Here is a 24,062-nt window from a genome sequence, read left to right on the forward strand (position 1 = left end):
CCGGTAGGGGTTGCCCGGCCGGTGGGGGGTTTCCAATACGCTGGCGCACGGGCGCTCCGAGCCCGCCCCACCCGCGCCCCCGCGCGGCGCTGACGCCGGACCCGCTCCGTGGGCCGCTACCGCTGACGCGCCTAGGCGCTTCCCGGCCGCAGCGGGCTGTTCCCCATCGCCGAGCCATGAGCGCTGTTCCGGTGCGGGCGCCGAGCGGCGCTGTCGGCTCCGCCGGGCGGCCGGTCTGCTTGAACGGCGCCCGTATAGGCCGTTCGCGGCGGCAGTACTGGAGTACATCCCCCGCTGCGCGGCGCTGTCGGCACTCAACCGGGCTGCCGTCCGCTCAAAGCGGCACCGTGTTGGTCGTTATACGCCCGGCGGCAGCGGCCGGGCCGTCCCCCTCGCCCGGGAGTCAGCGGATGCGCATGCGCGCCACGTGCTCGTCCCGGAGGACGAACTCGAACGTGCCGGGTCCGTTGAATCCGTTGCCGCTCACCTGGAGCGTCACCGTCGTCGTGTCGCCGGTCGTCCGGGCGTCCCGCACCTCGAAGTGCGCCTGCACGCCGATGTTCTCGCGGTCGTTCCAGCCCGCGATCTCGGCGCGGCCGGTGAAGGTGCGGCCCCAGTCGTCGACCTGGCCGTCCTCGGTGAAGGCGTCCAGGAACGCTTCGCTGTCACCACGGTTGGTGGCGTCGAACACCTGCTGGACGGCGGGCGGCAGCTCGGTCATCACGCCAGCTTAGACACCCGGCGGCAACCGCAACTGCAGCGACGCGAACAACCGCTCCAGTGGGTCCGCCAGGTCGATGCCCGCGACCTCCGCCGCTCGGCGGACCCGGTAGCGCACCGTGTTCGGGTGGACGTGCAGTGCGCGCGCCGCGGAACGGACGTCGCCCAGGGCGTCCAGGTACGCCAGCAACGACGAGGCCAGGTCCGGGTGCTCCGCGCGCAACGCCGTCAGCCTCGGGTCGCGCAGGCGCGGGTTGTCCGCCAGCACCGCGAGCGTTTCGCTGACCAGGACCTGCGACCGGACGTCCGCCAGCGTCGCCACCTCCAGGTCCAAGCCGCGCGCCATCGCGTCCAGCACCCGGTCCGCCTCCTGCCGCGACACCCCCACGTCCGCCACCGCCACCACCCGGCCGACCGCCGCCCGCACCGGCACCTCCGCCGACGCCACCATTTCCCGTGTCAGGTCCAGCAGCGACACCCCCGCGGGCAGATCGGGCAGGAACGCGTACGTCCGGTCGCCCAGCTGGGTCACCATCGCGCTGCGCCGGTACGCCGCGGCGTGCACCGAGATCACCGCCGCCAGCGCGGACCGCCGCAGCTCCAGCTCCGACCGGTCCACCGGCTCGGCCTCCCGCGGCGCGAAGGCGACCACGGCGGCCGGCTTCGCCGGGTCGGCCCCGATCTGCCGCGCCACCGACACCGGATCGCTGCGCCCCTCGAGCATCCCGGCCAGCAGGTTCTCCCGGAACCGCGTGCCCGCCGCGCTGCGCCGCCGGACCAGGTGCAGCGCGGCCACCCGAGCCGCGCCGATCAGGGCCTGCTCCGCCCTGGCGGCCAGCGGCGCGGCGCCCTCCTGCACCCAGATCGACCCGAGCGGCCGTCCGCCCGCGTGCACCCCGATCGCCAGCCGCGTGCGGATGCCCAGATCCGGCCGCTCCTCGATGCGCACGACCTCCTCCGTCGCCCGCAACCGCTGGTAGACGCCCCACTCGTGCAGCATCTTCAGGTACGGCGCCGGCCCCTGCCTACCCAGGATCGACAGCCGCCGCAGCTCGTCCACCTCGTCGTCGGACCGCGAGTACGCCAGCACCCGGCTCGCGGTGTCCTCGATGCTGACGATCCCGCCTGTCAGCGCGGCGATCGTCTGGGCCAGCGAGAACAGGTCGCCGAGCGTCTCCCCCCCGTCCTCGTCCGCCGCGCCGCGGGCGGCCTCCAGCACCCCGCGCACCAGCGTCGCGAGCTGCTCCCACCGCACGTCGGCCGCGACGGCCAGCAACGCGACCCCGGCGTCGGTGGCCGCGGACCGCAGCAACGGCAACGCCGAATCGGACTCCACCTTGACCGCCACCGCGGCCGCGCCCCGGCGCCCGGCGGCCCGGATCAACGGCACCGCCGCCCGCCCGCGCGCCCCGATCACGAGCGCCAGGTCGCCGCGCCGCAACTCCGGGTCGTCGTCGGGCTCCAGCACCACGACGTCGCCGACCTCGCCGTCCAGGCCCTCCGGCGCGACCTCCACCTCGACCAGCGGATCGCCCAGCGCGATCAGGACCTGCCGCAGTTGTGCCACCGGACAAACAGTAGCGCCGGAACTGGCCGAACTCACAACCTTCGGAGACCTCGGCGTTCCTACCGTTGAGACATCCGACACCGAGGAGGAGCTGCCGTGGATGCCGTGACGACCGTGCCCACCCCGGCCAACGAGCCGGTCCTGCAGTACGCGCCGGGCAGCCCGGAGCGCGCCGAGGTGCAGGCGGCGCTGGCCGAGCTGACGAAGGAGCCGCTGGAGCTGACCGCGACGATCGGCGGCGAGCAGCGGATGGGCGGCGGGCCGCGGATCGACGTCGTCCAGCCGCACAACCACCGCGCCGTGCTGGGCGTCCTCGGTTCCGCGACCCAGCAGGACACCCGCGACGCGCTGGCCGCCGCCCGCGAGGCCGCCCCCGCCTGGCGGAAGCTGTCCTTCGACGACCGCGCCGCGATCCTGCTCCGCGCGGCCGACCTGCTCACCGGCCCGTGGCGCGCGAAGCTGAACGCCGCCACCATGCTCGGCCAGTCCAAGACCGTGCACCAGGCCGAGATCGACGCCGCCTGCGAGCTGGCCGACTTCTGGCGCTTCAACGTGGCCTTCGCCCGCCGCCTGCTGGCCGAGCAGCCCGCCAGCTCCCCCGGCGTCTGGAACCGCACCGACCACCGGCCGCTGGAGGGGTTCGTCTACGCGATCACCCCGTTCAACTTCACCGCGATCGCGGGCAACCTGCCCACCGCGCCCGCGCTGATGGGCAACGTCGTGCTGTGGAAGCCCTCCCCCACCCAGACCTTCGCCGCGCACCTGACGATGCGGCTGCTGGAGGAAGCCGGCCTGCCGCCGGGCGTGATCAACCTGCTGCCCGGTGACGGCCTGGCGGTCTCCGAGGTCGCGCTGGCTTCGCCCGATCTCGCCGGCATCCACTTCACCGGCTCCACCCGGACCTTCCAGCACCTGTGGTCGCAGGTCGGCGCGAACATCGCGAACTACCGCACCTACCCGCGGATCGTCGGCGAGACCGGCGGCAAGGACTTCGTGCTCGCCCACCCGTCGGCCGATACCGACGTGCTGCGCACCGCGCTGGTCCGCGGCGCGTTCGAGTACCAGGGCCAGAAGTGCTCCGCCGCCTCGCGGGCGTACGTCCCGCGGTCGCTGTGGACGCGGATGCGGGACGACTTCCTGTCCGAGGTCGAGTCGCTGCCCATGGGCGACGTCACGGACCTGCGCAACTTCCTCGGCGCGGTGATCGACCGGCGCGCGTTCGACCGGCTGGCCGGGGTGCTGGACCGCGCCCGCGCCGACGACCGGCTGGAGGTCCTCGCCGGTGGCACCGCCGACGACAGCGAGGGCTTCTTCGTGCGCCCGACCGTGCTCGCCTCGGACCACCCGGAGCACGAGGTGTTCACCACCGAGTACTTCGGGCCGGTGCTCGCGGTGCACGTCTACGACGACGCCGCCTACGACACCGTGCTGCGCCAGCTGGAAGGCGTCGCGCCGTACGGGCTGACCGGGTCGATCATCGCGACCGACCGGGCCGCGATCGCCCACGCCACCGAGGAACTGCGGTTCGCCGCGGGCAACTTCTACGTCAACGACAAGCCGACCGGCGCGGTCGTCGGGCAGCAGCCCTTCGGCGGCGGGCGGGCGTCGGGCACCAACGACAAGGCCGGGTCGATCCACAACCTGCTCCGCTGGGTGAGCCCGCGCTCGATCAAGGAGACCTTCGTGCCGCCGACCACCGTCGGCTACCCGCACCAGGGCTGAGGAGGACCGCCGTGCTGCGCACCGCACTGCTCGCCGCGGCCGGGTCGCCGGCCTGCCGGTCCCTCGTCGAGCGGACCCCGCTGACCCGCCCGGTGGTCCACCGGTTCGTCGCGGGGTCCACTGTGGACGACGCACTCGCCGTGACCGCCAACCTGATCGGCAGCGGCCGGGCGGTCACGCTCGACCACCTCGGCGAGGACACCACCGACCCGTCGATGGCCGCCGCCACGGTGAAGGCGTACGCCGAACTGCTGACGCTGCTGGCCGACCACGGTCTCGCACCGGACGCCGAGGTGTCGGTGAAGCTGTCCGCCGTCGGGCTGCGCCTGCCCGACGGCGACCGCGTCGCCCTGGACAACGCGCGCCGCATCTGTGCGGCCGCGGCCGCCGCGGGCACCACGGTCACGCTGGACATGGAGGACCACACCACGACCGACGCCACCCTCGGCGTGCTGCGGGAGCTGCGTGCGGACTTCCCGTGGGTCGGCGCGGTCCTGCAGGCCTACCTGCGGCGCACCGAGCAGGACTGCCGGGACCTGGCGTACGCGGGCTCGCGGGTCCGGCTGTGCAAGGGCGCGTACGCCGAGCCCGCCTCCGTCGCATATCAACACAAGTCCGAAGTGGACCGGTCCTACGTGCGCTGCCTGCGGGTGCTGATGGACGGCGCCGGGCACCCGATGGTCGCCACCCACGACCCGCGGATGATCGCGATCGCCGCGGAACTGGGGAAGGACCGTCCGGACTGGGAGTTCCAGATGCTGTACGGCGTCCGGGACGCCGAGCAGCGGCGGCTCGCGCGCGATCACGCGGTGCGCGTCTACCTGCCCTACGGCGACGAGTGGTACGGCTACTTCGTGCGCCGCCTGGCGGAGCGTCCGGCGAACCTGGCGTTCTTCCTGCGGGCGCTGGTCACGCGGTGAGCTCGGCGACCCGGCGCGCGACCGGCCACGCGCCGTCGGAGGTGTTGGACAGCACCGTCCAGGTCGTCGCGCCACTGTGGACGGTCCGGAACGACACGCCGGCGTCGTAGCCCTCCAGCCGGATCGCGTCGCCGTCGAGCCAGAACCCGAGCCCGTACCGCAGGCCCTCCTCCGGGACGTCGCTGCGGGGCGCGGTCAGCCGGCGCACCCGCGACAGCGGCACGATCCGCCCGGCGGACAACGCCGTCCAGAACGCGTGCACGTCGGCGGCGGTGGAGTAGATCCCGCCGTCGCCGCTGCCGAGCACGGGCAGGTGGAACACGTTGGTCCGCCGCTCGCCGACGTAGCCGAGGGCGACCCCGGCCGCGGGCTCGTCGGAGCGGAGGAACGCCGTGTCCGTCATCCCGGCGGGCACGCACACCAGGTCGTGCACCAGGCCGGCGAACGGGCGGCCCGCGGCCCGCTCCGCGAGGAGGGCGAGCACCACGTAACCGCTGTTGCAGTAGGAGAACCGCTGCCCCGGCGGGAACTTCGGCGGATGCCCGTCCAGGACGCGCAGGTAGTCCTCGGTGGCGGCCAGCTCGTGCACCGGCACGGACAGGATGTGGTCGGTGATCGGCCGGTCGACGTCCTCGTCGCAGTAGTCGCCGATGCCCGAGCGGTGGGCGAGGAGGTGTTCGACGGTGACCTCGTCGCCGATCAACGGCAGGTCGTCGCCGAGCAGCGACCGGGCCGTGGTGTCCAGGCCGAGCACACCGCGCTCGGCCAGCGCGGCGACGGTGAGCGCGGTGAGGCCCTTGGTGCCGCTGGCCAGGGCGAACCGGGTGCCGACCGTGTTGGGCACGCGTAGCCCGCGGTGGGCGAAGCCGTAGGCCTTGGCGAACGTGCGGCCACCGGAGTCCACCCGGACGACCCCGGAGAACCCGGTGTCGTCAGCGAGCGCGTCGATCCCCTCCACCCGGGCCATCCTGCCGGGTGGAGGGGATCGGCTCACCTGGTTTTACCGAGCGGCCCTGAATTCACTGAGCTGCGACGTGCCGCTCCTCCCGCAGGGTGCTCCGCTGGTCGCGGGTGCCGCGCAGCAGGCCGCGGTGCGCCAGCTCGGGCAGCACGCCCTCGGCGAACCAGTACGCCTCCTCCAGGTGCGGGTACCCGGACAACACGAACTCCTCGATGCCCAGCGAGTGGTACTCCTCGATGAGGTCGGCGACCTCGCCGTGGCTGCCCACCAGCGCCGTGCCCGCGCCGCCGCGGACCAGGCCGATGCCGGCCCACAGGTTCGGGTGGATCTCCAGCCCGCGCACGCCGCGATCCAGGCCGCCGCCGTGCAGGGCGACCATCCGCCGCTGCCCCTCGGACTCGCTGGCGGCCAGCTGCGCCTGCGCCTTCGCCACCTGCTCCGGGCTCAGCGCGTCCAGCAGCTTCTGCGCCTCCGCCCACGCCTCGGCCGAGCTGTCCCGGGACAGGGTGTGCAGCCGGATGCCGAACCGGATCGTCCGCCCCTGCGCCTCGGCCAGCTCCCGCACGCGCCGGATCTTGTCCGCGACCTGGGCGGGCGGCTCGCCCCAGGTCAGGTAGACGTCGGCGTGCCGGGCCGCGACCGGCAGCGCGGCCGGGGACGAGCCGCCGAAGTACAGCGGCGGCACCGGGTCCGGCGGGGCGAGCACCGTCGCGCCCTCGACCGAGAGGTGCTCGCCGGTGAAGTCGAACGGCTCGCCGCTCCACACCCCGCGGGCGATCGTGAGGAACTCGTCGGTGCGGGCGTAGCGCTGGTCGTGGTCGTGGAAGTCGCCGAACCGCTTCTGCTCGATCGAATCGCCGCCGGTGACGATGTTGAGCAGCAGCCGCCCCCCGGAGATCCGCTGGTAGGTGGCGGCCATCTGGGCGGCCAGGGTCGGCGAGATGACGCCGGGGCGGAACGCGACGAGGTACTTGAGCCGCTTGGTCTCGCGGATCAGCGCCGCCGTGCTCAGCCAGGCGTCCTCGCACCAGGTGCCGGTCGGGGTGAGGACGCCCTCGAAGCCGAGCTGCTCGGCGGCGCGGGCGACCTGCGCCAGGTAGTCGATGGTGGGTTCGCGCTGCGCGACCGGCCCGAGGGACCGGTTGGCGTGGAACCGTTCCACGATGGTCCGGCCGTCGCCGGTGGTGGGCAGGAACCAGTGCGGTGTGATCGTCATCGTCATCCCCTCGCTGCGGCCAGGTCGGCGGCGAACCGGGTATCGGTGAACCCCGCGAAGTCGATCTTGCCGGGCAGCACCTTGTCGTCGGCGAACGCGTCGGCGAGCTCCTGCTCGGAGGCGATCACCTTGTCGTCCAGCGGCACGGGCAGGTCCGGGCCGTTCTCCACGGCGGCGAGCGTGACCTCCGGCTTCAGCCCGGTCTCCGCGGACCAGGCCTGGGCCCACTGCTCGCGGTGGGTGTCGGCCCACTGCTGGGCCTTGGCGATCCGCACGACGTAGTCGCGGATCGCGGCGTTCTTGCCCGCGTCGGACAGCGCGTTGTGCCCGGCGACCTGGAAGGTGTAGCCGTTGGCGACCCCGGTGCCGTCGGCCAGTACCCGGGCGTTCGCCTCCAGCTTGGCCTGCGAGGTGTAGGGGTCCCACACCGCCCACGCGTCGATCTGGCGCTGGGTGAACGCGCCGTAGGCGTCGGCCGGCTGCAGGAAGGACAGCTTGACGTCCTTCGTGGACAGTCCGTTCCTGGCCAGGGTCAGCAGGATCTGGCCGTGCGCCGAGCTGCCCTTGGCCACGCCGATGGTCTTGCCCTTGAGGTCGGCGACGGTCCGCAGGGGCGAATCGGCGGTCACCAGCAGGGCGTCGCTGGCGACGTTGCCCTGCGCGGAGCTGACGATCGAGATCTTCGCCTTCGCGGCCGCGGCGAAGATCGGCGGCGTGTTGCCGACGCCGCCGATGTCGATGGCGCCGGCGGAGGCGGCCTCCAGCAGCGGCGGGCCGGAGGTGAAGGTGGACCACTCGATCTTGTACGGCAGGTCGCTCAGCAGGCCGGCAGCCTTGAGCTGGGCCTGCGAACCACCCTTCTGGTCGCCCACCTTCAACGTCACCTTCGCCAGGTCGGCCGCGCTGACCGGCGGCGGCACGGACGGGCTCGACGACGGCTCGCTCGCCCCGCCGCACGCGGTGAGTGTCAGCGCGAGTGCGGTGACGGCGGCGAGGACTCTAGGCAATCGCATGGTCGGTCACTCCCAGATCGGCCAGCACCCTGGCGCGAACGTCGATGTGGTCGGACACGGCGCGGGGCCGCGGGTGGTCCAGGACGTGCTCGGCGATGATCCGCCCCTCCCCCAGCACGAGGACGCGGTCGGCGAGCAGCAACGCCTCGTCCACGTCGTGGGTCACGAGCAGCACGCCCGGCCGGTGCTCGCGCCACAGGTCCTCGACGAGCCGGTGCATCGCCAGCCGGGTCAGCGCGTCCAGCGCGCCGAACGGCTCGTCGAGCAGCAGCAGGTCCGGTTCCCGCACCAGCGCCCTGGCGAGCGAGACCCGTTGCGCCTCACCGCCGGACAGGGTGCGCGGCCAGGCGTCGGCGTGGTCGGCGAGGCGCACCTCGGCCAGCGCGCGCTCGGCCAGCGCCCGGTCGCGGCCGCGGTCGCGCAGGCCGAGGACGACGTTGCGCCACACCCGCCGCCACGGCAGCAGCCGCGGTTGCTGGAACGCCACGGACACCGCGCCCTCGACCCTGGCCTCGCCCTCGATGGCGGTGTCCAGCCCGGCGAGGATCCGCAGCAGCGTCGACTTGCCCGAGCCGCTGCGGCCGAGCAGGGCGACGAACTCGCCGCGCCCGATCTCGAGGTCCACATCGGACAGCACGGCGCGCTCGCCGAAGCGCTTGGTCAGGCCGTGCACCCTGGCGATCAGTTCCCGCGCCACCGCAGCGCCCTCCGTTCGATCAGGCGGACCAGCGCGTCGGTGATCAGGCCGAGCGCGGCGTAGACGATCAGGCCGACCACGATCACGTCGGTGCGCAGGAACTCGCGCGCGTTGTTGATGAGGTAGCCCAGACCCGCGTCGGCGTTCACGGTCTCGCCGACGATCAGCGCGAGCCACGCCACGCCCAGCGCCTGCCGCAACCCCACCAGCGTCTGCGGCACCGCGGACGGCAGCACCACGTGGACCAGCCGCTCCCAGCGGGTGTAGCCGAGCGCGGTGGTGGCCTCGACGAGGTGGTCGTCGACGTTGCGGATGCCGGAGTAGATGTTGAGGTAGAGCGGGAACGCGACACCCAGCGCGACCAGGACGATCTTCGGTTCCTCGCCGATGCCGAACCACAGGATGAACAGCGGGATCAGGCCCAGGAACGGCAGGGTGCGCAGCATCTGCACGGGCGGGTCGATGAGCACCCCGCCCCAGCGGGACAGGCCGGCGACCACGCCCAGCACCAGCGCGACGCCGGCGCCGATCGCGAAGCCGAGGCCGACGCGCACGATCGACACGGCGAACGCCTCGCCCAGCTCGCCGGACCGCGCGGTCTCGACACCGGCCTGCAGGACCGTCCACGGTGAACTCAGTTTGTCCGGGGACAGCGCGCCCGTCGAGGACGCGAGCTGCCACAGGGCGAGCAGCGCGAGTGGACTGATCCAGCGGCGCAGGTCGGGCAGGCGGCGTCTCCGGGCCGGACGCGGCCGCGTCCCGGTTGCCTCCTCCGGGCGCGCGAGAACGTCCGTTGCGGAAAGCGACACGGATCTTCTCCCATTTTTTCGGGGGTTTCACCGAAAATGCTTCCTCCCACGATCGGGTGGGTCAACGTGCTCCCGGATCGCGGAACCGGTTCCGCTGAGCAGGCCGGAGTTTCTTTCACCACTTGGGGAAACGTTGACAGGACAGCCGATCGGCGGTCAGGCTGCCCCGGTGACCGACTTCCAGCCACTGACCTCCGTCGAGGGACTCCCGCTCCTCGGCGGTTCCGGCCGCTTCCGCGTCCTGCAGAACACCGAGCGCGGGCTGCTGCTCGAACTGGAATACCCCGCCGGGGTGGCTTCGCCCGAGCACTTCCACGACCACGACAGCTTCATCTACGTGCTGTCCGGTGAGCTGACCGGCTCGGTGGACGGGCGGCAGGCGCGGCTCGGCGCCGGGGACACGCTGGTGCACCCGCGCGGGGTGCGGCACACGGTCGCCGCGGTGACGGACAGCCGGTGGCTGGAGTTCAAGGCGCCGCCGCCGGAGGTGGGGCGCGTCCTCAGGTGATGTCGGCGCGGCCGTCGAACCGGTAGCCGACGCCGCGCACGGTGGTGATCGAAAACCGGTCGATCTTGCTGCGCAGCTTGCGCACGTGCACGTCGATCGTGCGGCCACGGCTCGGTCCGGGCAGGCGCCACACGTGCTCGGTGAGTGCCGCGCGGTCGAAGACCCGGCCGGGGCGGCGCGCCAGGAACAGCAGCAGCTCGTATTCGAGCCGGGTCAGCTCGATCTCGGCGCCGTGCGAGCGGACCCGGCGCGACGTGGTGTCGATGCGCAGTGCCGGTTCCGGCGCGGGTTCCAGCGCGCCGAGCGCTTCGCCGATCACCGCGCCGATGCGGTCCGGATCGCCGTGGACCACGATGTGCAGCTCGACCGCGCCGTCCGGCCGGTCGACCCGGGTGAGGGACTGCGTCATGATCCCAGCAAGCCACGACGGCCGGGGCCGGTCAATCGCGTCCCGGCAGGTGGGCCGGGCTCGCGCGGATCCGTGACACACTCGGGCCGTGCCCAGGCAGCCGACCGGTGAATCCGTCCTCTCCCGCGCGGTGCGGATCTTCGAGGCGTTCACGCCGGAGGAGCCGGTCCTGCAGGTCTCCGAAATCGCCCGGCGGACCGGGCTGCACCTGGCGACCGCGTCCCGCCTGGTCGCCGAGCTCACCGGCCACGGCCTGCTCACACGCGACGACGACCGGCGGGTGCGGATCGGCGTGCGGATGTGGGAGCTGGCCCTGCGCGCCTCCCCCACGGCCACGCTGCGCGACGCGGCCATGCCGTTCATGGAGGACGTCCACGCGGTCGTCGGGCACCACGTGCAGCTCGGGGTCCGCGACGGCGACGAGGTGATCTTCCTGGAGCGCCTCTCCGCCCCGAAGGCGGTCATCAACTACACCCGCATCGCCGGGCGGCTGCCGATGCACGCGTCCTCCTCCGGGCTCGTCCTGCTCGCCCACGGGCCCGCCGACCTGCGCGACCGCGTGCTCGCCGGGCCGATGCGGGCCTACACCGCGAACACGATCACCACCCCGGACCGCCTGCGGAGCACGCTCGCCGACATCCGCAAGCAGGGTTTCGCCTGGTGCCCGGGCCACATCCACGAGGAAGCGCTCGGCGTCGCGGTGCCGGTCAAGGACGCCCGCGGCGCCGTCGTCGCGGCGCTGTCGGTCATCGTGCCCAACACGGCCGAGAGCAGGGCGGTCACCGGCATCCTGATGGCCGCCGCGCGCGGCATCACCCGCTCGCTGCCGCCCTCGCCTCTCATTCATTGAGAACCCGGTCGCCGCCCGTCGTCGCGAAATCGCATCCTGCGTGCCAGCAACCCAGCGCAAGGAGGCGTCCGGTGAGCCAAGTCGTGACCCTGGAGGTCACCGCCCGCGAAGAACGCGCCGAGGGGGTGCTGGCGCTGACCCTGTCCCGTCCGGACGGCGGACGGCTGCCGGAGTGGACCCCCGGCGCGCACATCGACCTCGTGCTGCCGAACGGGCTGACCCGGCAGTACTCGCTGTGCGGCGACCGGTGGGACGCGCACCGCTACCGCATCGGCGTGCTGCGCGAACCGCGGGGACGCGGCGGCTCGGCTTACGTGCACGACCACCTGCGCGTCGGCGATCGCGTCGGGGTGGGCGGGCCACGCAACAACTTCCCGCTCGTGCCCAGCGACGGCTACCTGTTCGTCGCGGGCGGCATCGGGATCACCCCGCTGCTGCCGATGATCCACCAGGCGGACCTGCTCGGCGCCGAGTGGACCCTGCTCTACGGCGGCCGCCGTAGAGCGTCGATGGCCTTCACCGACGAGCTCGCCTCCTACGGCGACCGCGTCCACCTGGTGCCCGAGGACGAACACGGCCTGCTCGACCTGGCGTCCTGGCTCGGCACGCCGCGCCCGGCCACGAAGGTCTACTGCTGCGGGCCCGCTCCCCTGCTGGCCGCCGTCGAATCCGCGTGCCGCGACTGGCCGCCGTTCTCGCTGCACGTCGAGCGCTTCACGGCACGCGAGCAGGCGCCGGCGCGGGACGAGCCGTTCGAGGTCGAGCTGCGGCGGACCGGGGCGACCGTCACCGTCACGCCGGGGACCTCGGTGCTGGAAGCGGTGCGCGGCGCGGGCGTGGACGTGCTGTCCTCGTGCCGGCAGGGCACCTGCGGCACCTGCGAAACCGGTGTCCTGGCCGGAGTTCCGGACCACCGCGACTCGATCCTCGCCGACCACGAGCGCGCCGCGGGCGAGGTCATGTTCGTGTGCGTGTCCCGCTCGTGCACCGACCGCCTCGTCCTCGACCTGTGACCTGAGGAGAATTCGTGATCACCGACGACACCGACCCGTTCGCGCCCGAGGTCCTGGCCGAACCGGAACCCCTGCACGCCAAGTTGCGTGACGCCGGCCCGGTCGTGCGCCTGAGCCGCTACGACGTTTACGCCCTCGCCCGCTACGAGCACGTGCACGCCGCGCTGACGAACTGGCAGGACTTCTCCTCCGCCGCGGGGGTCGGGCTGGCCAACTTCCACGTCGAGGAGCCGTGGCGGCCGCCGAGCCTGCTGCTCGAGGCGGACCCGCCGCGCCACGACGCCCCGCGCCGGGTGCTGTCCGGCATCCTCGGCCCGCGCGCGTTACGGAAGCTGCGCGAGGACTGGTTCGCCGCGGCCGAGGACCTGGTCGAGCGCGTGCTGGACACCGAGCTCGACGTCGTCCCCGCGCTCGCCGAGGCGTTCCCGCTGCGGGTGTTCCCGGACGCGGTCGGGATCGGCCGCGCGGGGCGCGAGAACCTGTTGCCCTACGGCAATTTCGCCTTCAACGCGTTCGGCCCGCGCAACGAGCTGGTCACCGCGCTGGCGCCAGACATGCCGCGGTGGTCGGGGTGGGTGAACGAGCAGTGCGCCCGCGACCGGCTCACCGGCGACGGGTTCGGCGCGGCGATCTGGGCGGCCGCCGACCGCGGCGAGATCACCCACGAGCAGGCGCCGCTGGTGGTCCGGTCGCTGCTCACGGCCGGGGTGGACACGACGGTGCACGGGCTGGCCGCGGTGCTCTACGCGTTCGCCACGCACCCGGGCCAGTGGGACCGGCTGCGCGCGGAACCCCGGCTGGCCCGCGCCGCCTTCGACGAGGCGGTGCGCTGGCAGTCGCCGGTGCAGACGTTCTTCCGCACGGCCACCAGGGACACCCGGGTCGCGGACGTGACCATCCCGGCCGGGCACAAGATCCTGATGTTCCTCGGCGCGGCGAACCGGGATCCACGCCGCTGGGCCGATCCGGACGTCTTCGACCTCGGCCGCGACCCGTCCGGCCACGTCGGGTTCGGGATGGGCCTGCACCAGTGCGTCGGCCAGCACGTCGCCCGGCTGGAGGCCGAGGCGCTGCTGACCGCGCTGGCGAAGCGGGTGCGCCGGTTCGAACTGCTCGGCCCGGGCACCCGCCACCTGAACAACACGTTGCGTGCCTGGCGGTCGCTGCCGATGCGGCTGCACCTCACTCCGCCGCGCCGGTGAGCGACACCGGGTTGGGCCGGGTCGCAGACAGCGCTGTCCACGCGCTGGTCGCGCCGACCACCGCGAACGCCCCCAGCACCACGACCGCGATCAGCGCCCACGGCACCACCAGGACGCTCTGCCCGGCGATCCGGCCCGCCGCGGCGGAGATCCCGATCAGGGTCGTGGTCGCGGCGAGGCCGCCCAGCACCAGTCCGATGCCGGTGACCGCGCCGGACTCCAGCACCGCGGACCGCACCACCTGCGCGCGGGTCAGGCCGGTCACCCTGGCCACGGCGAACTCGCGGCGCCGGTCGGCGGCGGCGATGACCACGGCGTTGACCACCGCGATCAGCGCGTACAGCCCGGACAGGCCCATGATCACGGTCATGATGCCGGTGCTGGTGTCCTGCTGCTCCGCGCTGTTGGCGGCGATCCAGTCGTCCACTGTGGTCACTTCGCCGCGGCCGGCGAGCGCGCTCGCGTCCGCGCCGGGCGCCAGCCGCACGATGGATTCGGTGGGCGCGGCGGCCAGCACCGCGGCGGGCACGATCTCGCGCGGCAGCAGGAAGTCCGCGCCGCCGCCGAGGGTCGCCGGCAGCACGGCCACGACCCGCAGGTCCAGCTCGCTGTCGCCGATCCGGGCGGTGACGGTGCTGCCGACCGGCTGGAACCCGGAGGCGACGGCGATGGTCGGCCCCGTCAGGTCGGCGAGCGATCCCTGTTCCGGGCCGCGCACGTGGGTCGCGGCGTAGGCGGCGGGGTCGATCGCGGCGGCGTAGCCCTGTTCGGTGTCGGTGTCGTCGTCGCTGTAGGTGACGACCGAAACCGGCACCCGGGTCTGCGGGGACACCGCGGCGACGCCGGGAACGTCCAGATCGGACGGTCCGGTGGTGGTCACCGCGAGGTCGCCGCGGATGTCGGCGCGCTCCTCGATTTCGGCGCCCTTGCCGATGGTGGCGAGCGTGCCAGCCTGGGCGACCAGCAGCGCGACGAGCACGATCAGCGGCGCGGCGGTGGAGGCGCTGCGGCGGACGCCGTCGCGCAGGTTCGCCTCGGCGAGCCGTCCCAAGGGCCCGCGCCGGACCAGCCCGGCGATGCGCCCCGCCGCGGGCACGACCAGCGGGCTCAGCGCGGTCAGGGCGACCGCGGCGGCGAGTGCGGTGTTGATCGACAACGCGATGGCGCCCTCGGGCGGGGCGAACGCGGACACGATCGCCATGGCGACCGCCCCGGCCAGGAACAGCACGCCGAAGAACCAGCGGGCGCCGGTCATGACTCGGGCCGCCGCGCCGGTCTCGCGCAGGGCCTCCAGCGGGCGCACCTTCGCGGCGCGGCGGGACGCGGCGAGCACCCCGGCGACCGCGACACCGAGCCCGATGCCGGCGGACACGCCGAGGATCCAGTCCTGCCAGCGCGGGGTGAACGCGGACGGGACGAAGCCGAGTTCGCGCAGCAGCCAGGTCTGGATCCGCATCACCAGCAGGCCGAGCGGGACGCCGAAGGCGGTGCCGAGCACGCCCAGCAGCACGGCCTCGGACAGCAGCAGGCGGCGGACCTGGCCGCGCCCGCCGCCGACGAGCCGCAGCAGCGCCAGGTCGCGGCGGCGCTGGGCGACGGTGAAGGCGAAGGTGGAGCTGACGATGAACACCGCGAGGAACGCCGAGATGCCCAGGGTCAGGCCGAGCAGGGTGACCGCCTCGACGACCTCGCCGCCCGCGGTCGCCGCGGAGACGAGGATCAGCAGGGACGACTGGACGAGCGCGACGCCGAGGCAGACGGTGAGGATGGCGCCGAGGAACAGCGTCCAGCGGTCGGTGAAGGTGTTCCAGGACAGTCGCAACACGGTCAGGCCTCCAGCCTGGCGAGGCGGTCGGCGACCTCACGGGCGGTCGGGGTGACGGCGTGGTCGACGACGCGGCCGTCGCGGAGGAACACCACGGAGTCGGCGCTGGCCGCGGCGGCCGGGTCGTGGGTGACCATGACGATGCTCTGGCCCGCGGTGACGAGGTCGCGCAGCAGGCCGAGGACCTTGCGGGCCGCGGCGGAGTCGAGGGCGCCGGTGGGTTCGTCGGCGAAGAGGACGCGCGGGCGGGTGACCATGGCCCTGGCGATCGCGACGCGCTGCTGCTGGCCGCCGGACAGTTCGCGGGGCCGGTGACGGCGGCGGTCGTCGAGCCCGACGGCGGCGAGCACGGCGCGAACGTCCTTCGTGGACGGCCGGGTGCCGGCGAGCTTGAGCGGGAGCGCGACGTTCTGCTCGGCGGTGAGCGAGCCGATGAGGTTGAAGCTCTGGAAGACGAAGCCGATCTCGCTGCGGCGGAGCGCGGTGAGGTGGGCGTCGTCGGCGGTGGTGATGTCCTCGCCGCCGAGGAGGACCTGCCCGGTGGTGACGCGTTCCAGGCCGGCGGCGCAGTGCAGGAGGGTCGACTTGCCGGAGCCGGAGGGCCCCATGACGGCGGTCCAGGACCCGGCGGGGAAGGCGACGCTGACCCCGTCGAGCGCGCGGACCTCGTGCTGGCCGGCGGCGTAGGTGCGGGAAACGGCCCGAAGCTCCACGGCCGGCTCCCCGTGCGGCCGAAGCCTGCCGGCGACGGCGGTTTCCAGAGGCGTTGTCATGGGTTAGATCCCATCGCGGATCGGGGCGCCGGTCAGCGGTGCCGACCACCGAATCCCCGGTGGGGCTGGCCCTACCCCCGGCTCCCTGCGCGGCCTGCGGGGGCGCACCCGCCGCCGGGCCGCACCGCCTCCCGAACTCGGCCACCGCAGCGGGGCCTGAGTGTGCAGCCCGCCCAGCTGCCCGACCGAGCGACCCGGCTATCCGCTCCTCGCGCGACCTGCGCGCTCAGCCGGTCTGCGGCCGCACGACCAGCACGGGACAGTCGGCGTGGTGGATGAGCGCCTGGCTCGTCGATCCGAGCACCAGTCCCCGGAACCCGCCGCGGCCGCGGCTGCCCACGACGACCAGCTGAGCGTCCCGGCTGCGGGCCAGCAGCTCGTCCCGCGGGCGGTCCCGCACCACGACCCGCTCCACGCGCACGTCCGGGTAGCGCTCCTGCCTTCCCGCCAGGCGTTCGGCCAGCAGCCGCTGCTGTTCGCGCTCCACCTCGGCCCAGTCGAGGTCCGGGGCGGGCAGCGGGACACCGTAGTCGGCGTCGCTCCAGGCGTGGATCGCCACCAGCGGCACCTCCCGCCACGCGGCCTCGTCGAACGCCACCTTCAGCGCTTCCTCGCTGGTCGGGCTGCCGTCGACGCCCACGACCACCGGGCCGGCCGCGTCCGGGCGGCCCCGGACCACCGCGACCGGGCACGACGCGTGCGCGCTGACCGACACGGCCGTCGACCCGGCCAGCATCCCGGTGAACCCGCCCCGCCCGGACGAGCCGAGCACGACCATCCGCGCCGTCCGGGAGCGCTCCAGCAGCAGGGGCACCGCCGGCTCCAGCGGCATCTCCGACGACACTGGCACCTCGCCCGCGACGGCCGCCGCGTCCGCCAGCAGCTGCTGCCCGGCGCGCTGCAGCTCGTCGAAGAAGCTCTGTGGCACCGGCAGCCCGCCGTCGAACCGGCCACCGGTGACGTCGGCCGCGTAGACCAGGCGCAGCGCCAGCTTCCGCAACGCAGCCTCGCCCGCCGCCCACCGGACGGCGTCCAGCGCCGCCGCCGAACCGTCCACCCCGACCACGATCTCGTCCGCCATGCCGCCCACGCTACTCACGCTTGACCTCCAGCGTGGTGGAGGTTGCAGCCTGGCCCCATGCGCGTGATCGAGGCGGTGCGGTTCGGCGGCCCCGAAGTGCTGCGGGTGAAGCGGGTGCCGGACCCGCATCCGGGGCCCGGGCAGGTCGTGGTCGAGGTGAAGGTGGCCGGCGTGCTGTGGATCGACACGGTGATCCGCCGCGGCGAGGCCGGGCACCTGTTCCCGGTGACGCCGCCGTACGTGCCCGGCGCGGGCGCCGCCGGACAGGTCACGGAGATCGGCGCGGGGACGGACCCGTCGTGGTGCGGCGAGTGGGTGCTGGCCGACGTCCAGGGCGCGTACGCCGAACAGGTGCCGGCCACGCCCGGGCAGCTGATCCGCATCCCGCCGGGCGTGGGGTTGCGGGAGGCGGTGGCGTTGCTGCACGACGGATCCACCGCGCTGGCGGTGTTCGAACGGGCCGCGGTGCGGCGCGGTGAGCGAGTGCTGGTGCAGCCTGCCGCGGGCGGGCTGGGCACCCTGCTGGTGCAGCTCGCGCACGCGGCGGGAGCGCACGTGATCGGCGCGGCGCGGGGCGCGGAGAAGCTGGAGATGGTGCGCGCGCTGGGCGCGGACGCGGTGGCCGACTACAGCGAGCCCGGCTGGACCGACGAGGTGGGGCCGGTGGACGTGGCGTTCGACGGGGTGGGCGGCGACCTGGGCCGGGCGGCGGCCAAGCTGGTCGTGACGGGCGGGCGGTACTCGAACTACGGGTGGGCCGGCGGCGCGCCGGTCGCGGTGGACGAGGTGCGGCCGGACGTGACGGCCTATGGCCTGGAGCAGTTGCGGGAGTACGAGCCCGGCCGCCGCGCCCGCACCGAACGGATGCTGCGCCTGGCCGCCCGCGGCGCGGTGCGCACGGTCATCGGGCAGACCTTCCCGCTGAGTCGCGCCGCGGACGCGCACCGCGCGCTGGAGTCCCGCTGCGCCAAGGGGAAGACGCTGCTGGTGATCTAGCGGCCAGTACCGCACCGGCCAGAACCATGGCGCAGCCGAGCAGCTGCGGTGGCGACAGCCGTTCCCCCAGCACCAGTGCGCCCAGCACGACCGCGCCCACCGGGGTGAGCAGGAGCAGCACCGCCCCGACCGCGCTGGGCAGCCGCGGTGTGTTGGTCGCGACCAGGAGCCAGCCGACGACCTGCCCGCACACCGCGACGACCACCAGCCAGCCGATCGCGGCCCACCCCGGCGTCATGTCGAGCCCGTAGCCGAGGAACCCGGCGGCCAGCGACACGACCGCGGCGGAGGCGGTGACGACGAGGTAGGACCGCCGGGTCCGCCCGTCCTGCCCGCCGCGGCGCAGCAGGTACAGGAAGCCCGAGTAGCACAGGGCGGCCAGCGACGCGTGGATCGTCCCGGCCACCGACGCCGGGCCGCCGGTCACGCCCGCGGCGAGCACCACCCCCGGCAGCACCAGCGCGACCGCCGCGAAGTAGCGGCGGGACACCGGCTCCCGGTCGGCTGCCCAGGCGATCACCGGCACGAGCACGACCTGCAGGTTGACCAGCACGGTGGAAAGCCCGGCCCCGATCTCGCCGATCGCCTGTGTCCACAGTAGACTGTCCCCGGCGAACAACGCGCCCGCCAGGACCGCGCGCACCCGCTCGGATCGGCCGAGCGCGCCGCCGTGTTCGGCGCGGGCGAGCACCGCCAGCGGGGCCAGCGCGAACAGGCACCGGTAGAACGAGGCGGTGCCCGGCGCCGTCCCGGACAGCTCGATCAGCACGGCCGACGCGGAGACGGCGAGCGCCCCCGTCGCGACACCCCAGGCAGGTCGCATACCCGTCGGCTACCCGTGGACCTAACAGCCAAACACCGGTTATGCTCGTTAGATGTTCGTCGGCGGTCACGTGGCGCTCGACCTGGTCAACACGGTCGCGTGGCGCCTGGACCCGGCACGCCGCGAGGAGCGGCTACCGGACGACGACGCGCTGCGGCGCTGGGCCGAGGCGGCGGGGTTCACGGTGGCTCCGGACGGTGGCGTGGCGGAGGTGCGGGAGGCGGCCCACCAGGTGCTGGAGCCGCTCAGCACGGTCCCGGACGGTGACGTGGCCGAGGAGGGCGAGCTTCGGGAGGCGGCCCACCAGGCGCCGGAGCCGCCCAGCACGGTCCGGGACGGTTGCGTCGCCGAGGTGCGCGAACTCCGGGAAGCGGCCCACCGGGTGCTGGAGCCGGGCGGTGGCGTGGCTGAGGTGCGCGAGCTCCGGGAGGCAGCCCACCGGGTGCTGGAGCCGCTGGCGACCGGCGCGGAGCCCGGGGACGTCGAACCGTTGCGGCGGCTGATCGTGGGTGCGCTGGCGCGGGCGGAGGTCGTGTCGGTGGTGCCGCTCGAGTGGCGGATCCCGCTCCACGGCACGCGGGACCTGCGCGACGCGCTCGCGCTGGAGACGTGGCGGCTGCTGCAGTTCGAGGACCTGACCCGGCTGCGCCGCTGCGCCGACGACGGCTGCGGCTGGCTCTTCCTGGACCGCAGCCGCAACGGCTCCCGCCGCTGGTGCAGCTCCGCCGACTGCGGCAACCGCGAGCGGGCTCGCCGCCACTACCACCGCGCCCGCCGCTGACAGGCCACGCCCCCGCGCGCGGCGCGCAGCGCCGGCAGGGTCAGACCGTCGCCCCGGGGCAGTGGCCTCGCTCGTCGCGGGCCGGCCGCCCCTACCACCGCGCCCGGCGCTGACGGACCACACGCGCCCGGCCGTCGCCCCGAAACCACACAACCGGGGCGGGCCTCACTCGTCGCGGTTGAACTCGGCTCGTACGCCCAGCAGGCGCACCGGGCGGGTCCACTCGAAACGGTCCAACAACGACAGTGCCGCGCGCTCGATCTCCACCGGATCGCTCGTCGGCGCGGGCAGGGTCAGGCTGCGCGTGTAGGTGAGGAACGGCTTGAACCGCACCTTCACCCCGATCCGCACCGCGGGGCGACCCTCCCCCGCCACGTCCTCCGCCACCCGCGCCGCCAGCGCCGACACCTGCGCGTCCACCGCGCCGCGGTCGTCCAGATCCGTCTGGAACGTCGTCTCCCGGCTCCGCGACCTCGCCAGGTACGGCGTCGCCGTCACCTCGGTGTCCCCCGCGCCCTGGGCGAGCAGCCGGTACCACGGCCCCATCGTCGGCCCGAACCGCTTCGCCAGCTCGTCCGGGTCGGCCGTGCCGAGGTCCCGCACCGTGGTCAGCCCGGCCTCCGCCAGCTTCTTCGCCGTCTTGCGCCCGATCCCCCACAGCGCGTCGGTCGGCCGGTCAGCCATCACCGCGACCCAGTTCGCCCGCGTCAGCCGGTAGATCCCGCCCGGCTTGGCGAACCCGGTCGCGATCTTGGCCCGCACCTTGTTGTCCCCGATCCCGACCGCGCACGACATCCCGGTCTCCGCGGCCACCCGCGCCCGGATGTCCGCCGCCAGCGCCTCCGGGTCCGCCACCCGGGCGCCGACGAACGCCTCGTCCCACCCGATCACCTCGACGACCACCGGGAAGCCCCGCAGCGTCGCCATCACCCGCTCCGAGACCTCTTCGTAGGCCTCCTTGTCGACCGGCAGGAAGACCGCGTCCGGGCACCGCTTCGCCGCCGTCCGCAACGGCATGCCGGACTGGATCCCGAACTCGCGCGCCTCGTACGACGCGGTCGCCACGACCGCCCGCTCGGAGGGGTCCCCGTTCCCGCCGACCACCACCGGTTTCCCGCGCAGCTCGGGGTGCCGCGCGACCTCGACCGCCGCGATGAACTGGTCCAGGTCCACGTGCAGGACCCAGTCGTCCGCAGACACGCCACCCAGGCTAGCCGGACAACTCGATCTCCATCGCCAGCAGACGCGAACTCAGCCCCTTGCCGTGGGTGTCCAGCGCGAGCGACGTCGTCACCCCGCCGTCGAGCGCCTGACGGCACCGGAACTGCAGCGCGCACAGCTTCGGCAGCACGTAACGCGCCACCTCGCCGCGCACCTGACCAGCGAGGTGTTCGCGCACCCGCTCCGCCGTCACCTCACGCTCCAGGTCCGCGAAATGCCGGTCGTCGAAGGGGAACAGCGACAGGATCGACGTGTCGCCCTTGTCGCCGGCCCGGCAGTGCGCAACCTCGTGCAACATCACCCGCACGACGGAACTCCGATCACGGTCACCGCGGGCTCGACCCGGTCCCGGTCGATCAGCGTGGACACGATCCCGATCACCTCCGTCACGGCCGTCCGGACGCCTCCGCCCCCGGCCGGCCCGTTCGTGTAGAGCGCCTCCACCTCGTGGCACACGACCTCGGCCGACGCCCGGTCCGCGGCCGACGCGGCGATCCGCAGCCGGCACTCCGGCGACCCCTCCGCCCCCAGCACGTCGGCCCGCACGCGGGTGCCCGCGAGCCGCCGCAGGACCACCTCACCGGCCAGCTCGGCGCGCGCCCGGGCGCCCGGTCCGGCGTAGGAAATCCCGGCTTCGGCCCGCCACCCGGCGCGGTAGCCGACGCTGACCTTGAACTTCTCCGGCCGCGCCCGCCCGACCGCGCCGCACACCGCCACCCGGTCCGGCCCGGTCTCGGCAACGGTCACCTCGCGCAGGTCGAGCGTGACGTCCGGGGTGAGGTAGGCCGTCGGGTCGGTGACCTCGTACAGCAATTGCTCCCGCACCGTCGCGCGGGACACCAGACCGCCGGTGCCGGGCAGTTTCGACACCTCCACGTCGCCGTCGGCGGTCACGTCGGCGTACGGGAACCCCAGCTCGGCCAGCCCGGGCACGTCCTTGCGACCGGGGTCGGCGAAGTACCCGCCGGTGAGCTGCCCGGCGCACTCCAGCAGGTGCCCGGCCACGGTCCCGGCGGCCATCGCCGCGGGATCGCGCAGGTCCCACCCGAGCCGCTGGGCCAGTGGCGCGGTGAACAACGAGGGATCGGCGACGCGGCCGGTGAGCACCACGTCCGCACCGGTCTCCAGCGCCGGCATGATCTGCTCCGCGCCGAGATAGGCGTTGGCGGACACGAGTTCCCCGTGCTCGGCCAGCGGGCGGCCGGTTTCCAGCGCCGGGGCGGACGGGTCGATCCGGTCGAGCACGTCGTCCCCGGTCACCACCGCGACGGACAGGCCGAGGCCGAGCCGCTCGACCAGCTCCGCCGTCACGCGGCCGGCGGCAAGGGGGTTCGCCGCGCCCATGTTCGTGATCACCCGCACGCCCCGCGCGGCGCAGAGGGGCAGCAGCCGTTCGAACCGGGCGAGCAGCCGCGGGTCGTACCCCGTCGCGGGGTCGGCCAGCCTGCGCTGCTGGCCGAGCGCGATCGTGCGCTCCGCCAGGCATTCCAGCACGAGGTCGTCGAGCTCCCCGTCGCGGGCGAGCGCTTCCGCGGGCTCGAACCGGTCCCCCGCGAAGCCGGCTCCCCCGCCGATCCGTACGCAGTTCATGCTCTCCCTCAGATCGCGCCCACGGCCAGGGCGACGGCGGTCATCACGACGGTGGTCCCGAACGCCCACTTGAAGGCGAACCGCTGGTGCTCGCCCAGGTCCACGCCCGCCATGCCGACGAGGATGAACGTGGACGCGGTCAGCGGGCTGAGCGGGAACCCGGTGGTCATCTGCCCGAGCAGCGCGGCGCGGGCGATCTCGGCCGGGTCGCCGCCGAGCGCGGCGCTGGTCTCGGCGAGCACCGGCATCACGCCGAAGTAGTAGGCGTCCGGGGTGAACACGAGGCTCAGCGGCATCCCGGTCAACGCGGTCAGCGCCGGCAGCGCGCCGCCCGCCCAGTCCGGCACGACGCTCACCAGCGCCCGCGCCATCGCCTCGATCATCCCGGTGCCGGACAGGATCCCGGTGAACACCCCGGCGGCGAAGATCATCGTGGTCACCAGCACCACGTTGTGCCCGTGCTTTTCGAACAGCTCCTGCTGCTGGCTCCACTTCGGACGGTTGATCAGCAGTGCGAGCACGAACGCGCCGACGAACAGCACCTCCAGCTTCGCCACCTGGGCCAGCAGGGCGGCCACCAGCGCGAGGGTGAGCACGACGTTGGCCCAGTACCGGACACGCTCGGCCCGCGTGCGTTCCACGGCGGCGGCCGGGCCGTCCAGGTCGAGCACCCCGATCCGCTTGCGCTCGGCGCGGCCGATCAGCCACGCGGCGACGAGCACCCACGCGATCCCGGCCAGCATCGCGGGCAGCAGCGGCAGGAAGATGCGGCCGCTGTCGGCGTTCAGCGCGGCCATCGCCCGCGCGGTCGGCCCGCCCCACGGCACCAGGTTCATCACCCCGGCGCCGAGCGCGACGACCCCGGCGAGCACCAGCCGGCGCATCCCCATCCGCTGGTAGATCGGCAGCAGCGCGGACACCGTGATCAGGAACGTCGAGGCGCCGTCGCCGTCGAGGGCGACCAGCACGGTGAGCGCCGCGGTCCCGACCGTGATCTTCAGCGGGTCGCCGCCCGCCCACCGCAGGATCCGCCGCACGGCCGGGTCGAACAGGCCGGCGTCGATCATCAGGCAGAAGTAGAGGACCGCGAAGGTGATCATGATCGCGACCGGGGCGACGGTGGTGAGCCCCTTGCCGATCAGCTCGCCCAGCCGCGGGGCCGCGCCCACGGCGAGCGCGGCGACGACCGGGACGACGGTCAGCGCCAGCAGGACCGAGACGCGGCGCGAGAGCACCCCGGCGAGGAACACGCCGATCGTCAGAAAGCCCGCCAGGGCAAGCATCTCGGGGACCTCCAGTGCGCTGTCGACGGTGACGTCTGCCGACTCTGCGGCATCACAGCTATCGAGGTCAAACAAGAGTTCG

Annotated in this window: 24 protein-coding genes; 8 read left to right on the plus strand and 16 right to left on the minus strand. The window is 73.9% G+C overall.

Annotated features, from left to right (window positions below; translation table 11 throughout):
- Nucleotides 1-403: 403 nt before the first annotated feature.
- Nucleotides 404-721 (minus strand): nuclear transport factor 2 family protein, encoded by a 318-nt coding sequence (locus ABZ193_RS32905; protein WP_354712626.1) that lies wholly within the window; start codon nt 719-721, stop codon nt 404-406.
- Nucleotides 722-730: 9 nt separating this feature from the next.
- Nucleotides 731-2,287, minus strand: a complete 1,557-nt coding sequence (locus ABZ193_RS32910; RefSeq protein ID WP_354712627.1) for a helix-turn-helix domain-containing protein — start codon at nt 2,285-2,287, stop codon at nt 731-733.
- Between the two features lie 96 nt (nt 2,288-2,383).
- Here ABZ193_RS32910 and pruA point away from each other — a divergent pair, with 96 nt between their 5' ends.
- Entirely contained in the window at nt 2,384-4,009 is a 1,626-nt protein-coding gene (gene pruA, locus ABZ193_RS32915) for an L-glutamate gamma-semialdehyde dehydrogenase (RefSeq protein ID WP_237338522.1), read from the plus strand.
- A gap of 11 nt (nt 4,010-4,020) precedes the next feature.
- A complete protein-coding gene (locus ABZ193_RS32920) occupies nt 4,021-4,929 on the plus strand; it encodes a proline dehydrogenase family protein (RefSeq protein WP_354712628.1) in 909 nt (302 codons plus the stop codon).
- Here the strand turns inward: ABZ193_RS32920 and ABZ193_RS32925 are convergent.
- From ABZ193_RS32925 to ABZ193_RS32945, 5 genes are read right to left on the minus strand one after another with little or no spacing between them, the layout of a single operon-like run.
- Nucleotides 4,919-5,896 (minus strand): serine hydrolase domain-containing protein, encoded by a 978-nt coding sequence (locus ABZ193_RS32925; RefSeq protein ID WP_354712629.1) that lies wholly within the window; start codon nt 5,894-5,896, stop codon nt 4,919-4,921. The two genes, ABZ193_RS32920 and ABZ193_RS32925, sit on opposite strands and share 11 nt — an antisense overlap.
- 52 nt (nt 5,897-5,948) lie before the next feature.
- The gene (locus ABZ193_RS32930) at nt 5,949-7,106 is read right to left on the minus strand and encodes an LLM class flavin-dependent oxidoreductase (protein ID WP_354712630.1); all 1,158 of its coding nucleotides are present in this window, start codon (nt 7,104-7,106) and stop codon (nt 5,949-5,951) included.
- A 2-nt stretch (nt 7,107-7,108) separates the two neighbouring features.
- The gene (locus ABZ193_RS32935) at nt 7,109-8,119 is read right to left on the minus strand and encodes an ABC transporter substrate-binding protein (RefSeq protein WP_354712631.1); all 1,011 of its coding nucleotides are present in this window, start codon (nt 8,117-8,119) and stop codon (nt 7,109-7,111) included.
- Entirely contained in the window at nt 8,106-8,816 is a 711-nt protein-coding gene (locus ABZ193_RS32940) for an ABC transporter ATP-binding protein (RefSeq protein ID WP_020420597.1), read from the minus strand. Before ABZ193_RS32940 ends, ABZ193_RS32935 begins: the two co-directional genes overlap by 14 nt.
- Nucleotides 8,801-9,625, minus strand: coding sequence for an ABC transporter permease (locus tag ABZ193_RS32945; protein ID WP_354712632.1), 825 nt, complete (start codon nt 9,623-9,625; stop codon nt 8,801-8,803). Before ABZ193_RS32945 ends, ABZ193_RS32940 begins: the two co-directional genes overlap by 16 nt.
- 169 nt (nt 9,626-9,794) lie before the next feature.
- Between ABZ193_RS32945 and ABZ193_RS32950 the strand changes: the two genes are divergently transcribed.
- Entirely contained in the window at nt 9,795-10,133 is a 339-nt protein-coding gene (locus ABZ193_RS32950; RefSeq protein WP_354712633.1) for a cupin domain-containing protein, read from the plus strand.
- On the opposite strand, the gene ABZ193_RS32955 is transcribed toward ABZ193_RS32950, so the two are convergent.
- On the minus strand, nt 10,126-10,542 hold the full coding sequence (locus ABZ193_RS32955; RefSeq protein WP_354712634.1) for a winged helix-turn-helix domain-containing protein: 417 nt from the start codon (nt 10,540-10,542) through the stop codon (nt 10,126-10,128). The two genes, ABZ193_RS32950 and ABZ193_RS32955, sit on opposite strands and share 8 nt — an antisense overlap.
- A gap of 88 nt (nt 10,543-10,630) precedes the next feature.
- Between ABZ193_RS32955 and ABZ193_RS32960 the strand changes: the two genes are divergently transcribed.
- The 3 genes from ABZ193_RS32960 (at nt 10,631) to ABZ193_RS32970 (ending at nt 13,607) form a co-directional block, all read left to right on the plus strand.
- Nucleotides 10,631-11,392 carry an IclR family transcriptional regulator gene (locus ABZ193_RS32960; protein ID WP_354712635.1) on the plus strand — a complete coding sequence of 254 codons (762 nt, stop codon included), beginning with the start codon at nt 10,631-10,633 and terminating at the stop codon, nt 11,390-11,392.
- Between the two features lie 83 nt (nt 11,393-11,475).
- Nucleotides 11,476-12,405: a PDR/VanB family oxidoreductase gene (locus ABZ193_RS32965; RefSeq protein ID WP_354712652.1), complete on the plus strand. Its 930-nt coding sequence runs from the start codon at nt 11,476-11,478 to the stop codon at nt 12,403-12,405.
- 14 nt (nt 12,406-12,419) lie between these two features.
- Nucleotides 12,420-13,607 carry a cytochrome P450 gene (locus tag ABZ193_RS32970; RefSeq protein ID WP_354712636.1) on the plus strand — a complete coding sequence of 396 codons (1,188 nt, stop codon included), beginning with the start codon at nt 12,420-12,422 and terminating at the stop codon, nt 13,605-13,607.
- Here the strand turns inward: ABZ193_RS32970 and ABZ193_RS32975 are convergent.
- The 3 genes from ABZ193_RS32975 to ABZ193_RS32985 all read right to left on the minus strand — a co-directional run bounded on the left by ABZ193_RS32975 (nt 13,588) and on the right by ABZ193_RS32985 (nt 17,286).
- The gene (locus ABZ193_RS32975; RefSeq protein ID WP_354712637.1) at nt 13,588-15,432 is read right to left on the minus strand and encodes an FtsX-like permease family protein; all 1,845 of its coding nucleotides are present in this window, start codon (nt 15,430-15,432) and stop codon (nt 13,588-13,590) included. The two genes, ABZ193_RS32970 and ABZ193_RS32975, sit on opposite strands and share 20 nt — an antisense overlap.
- Before the next feature lie 2 nt (nt 15,433-15,434).
- On the minus strand, nt 15,435-16,205 hold the full coding sequence (locus tag ABZ193_RS32980) for an ABC transporter ATP-binding protein (RefSeq protein WP_354712638.1): 771 nt from the start codon (nt 16,203-16,205) through the stop codon (nt 15,435-15,437).
- A 226-nt stretch (nt 16,206-16,431) separates the two neighbouring features.
- Nucleotides 16,432-17,286: a universal stress protein gene (locus tag ABZ193_RS32985; protein WP_354712639.1), complete on the minus strand. Its 855-nt coding sequence runs from the start codon at nt 17,284-17,286 to the stop codon at nt 16,432-16,434.
- Between the two features lie 57 nt (nt 17,287-17,343).
- Between ABZ193_RS32985 and ABZ193_RS32990 the strand changes: the two genes are divergently transcribed.
- Entirely contained in the window at nt 17,344-18,282 is a 939-nt protein-coding gene (locus ABZ193_RS32990; RefSeq protein ID WP_354712640.1) for a zinc-binding dehydrogenase, read from the plus strand.
- On the opposite strand, the gene ABZ193_RS32995 is transcribed toward ABZ193_RS32990, so the two are convergent.
- Entirely contained in the window at nt 18,188-19,105 is a 918-nt protein-coding gene (locus tag ABZ193_RS32995) for a DMT family transporter (RefSeq protein ID WP_354712641.1), read from the minus strand. The two genes, ABZ193_RS32990 and ABZ193_RS32995, sit on opposite strands and share 95 nt — an antisense overlap.
- Before the next feature lie 52 nt (nt 19,106-19,157).
- On the opposite strand from ABZ193_RS32995, the gene ABZ193_RS33000 reads away from it, so the two are divergent.
- The gene (locus ABZ193_RS33000) at nt 19,158-19,886 is read left to right on the plus strand and encodes a CGNR zinc finger domain-containing protein (RefSeq protein ID WP_354712642.1); all 729 of its coding nucleotides are present in this window, start codon (nt 19,158-19,160) and stop codon (nt 19,884-19,886) included.
- Between the two features lie 165 nt (nt 19,887-20,051).
- On the opposite strand, the gene ABZ193_RS33005 is transcribed toward ABZ193_RS33000, so the two are convergent.
- Genes ABZ193_RS33005 through ABZ193_RS33020 form a run of 4 tightly spaced genes read right to left on the minus strand, consistent with a single transcriptional unit; the run spans nt 20,052 to nt 23,980 of the window.
- Nucleotides 20,052-21,086, minus strand: coding sequence for a DNA polymerase IV (locus tag ABZ193_RS33005; RefSeq protein ID WP_354712643.1), 1,035 nt, complete (start codon nt 21,084-21,086; stop codon nt 20,052-20,054).
- A 10-nt stretch (nt 21,087-21,096) separates the two neighbouring features.
- Complete coding sequence (locus tag ABZ193_RS33010; RefSeq protein ID WP_354712644.1) at nt 21,097-21,414, minus strand: hypothetical protein; 318 nt, start codon at nt 21,412-21,414, stop codon at nt 21,097-21,099.
- Nucleotides 21,405-22,697: an acyclic terpene utilization AtuA family protein gene (locus ABZ193_RS33015; protein WP_354712645.1), complete on the minus strand. Its 1,293-nt coding sequence runs from the start codon at nt 22,695-22,697 to the stop codon at nt 21,405-21,407. The genes ABZ193_RS33010 and ABZ193_RS33015 overlap by 10 nt, the downstream gene beginning before the upstream one ends.
- An 8-nt stretch (nt 22,698-22,705) precedes the next feature.
- Nucleotides 22,706-23,980, minus strand: coding sequence for a citrate:proton symporter (locus ABZ193_RS33020; protein WP_020420614.1), 1,275 nt, complete (start codon nt 23,978-23,980; stop codon nt 22,706-22,708).
- Nucleotides 23,981-24,062 lie beyond the last annotated feature (82 nt).

The sequence above is a fragment of the Amycolatopsis sp. NPDC006125 genome (assembly GCF_040614195.1).
Taxonomy (GTDB): domain Bacteria; phylum Actinomycetota; class Actinomycetes; order Mycobacteriales; family Pseudonocardiaceae; genus Amycolatopsis_E; species Amycolatopsis_E tucumanensis.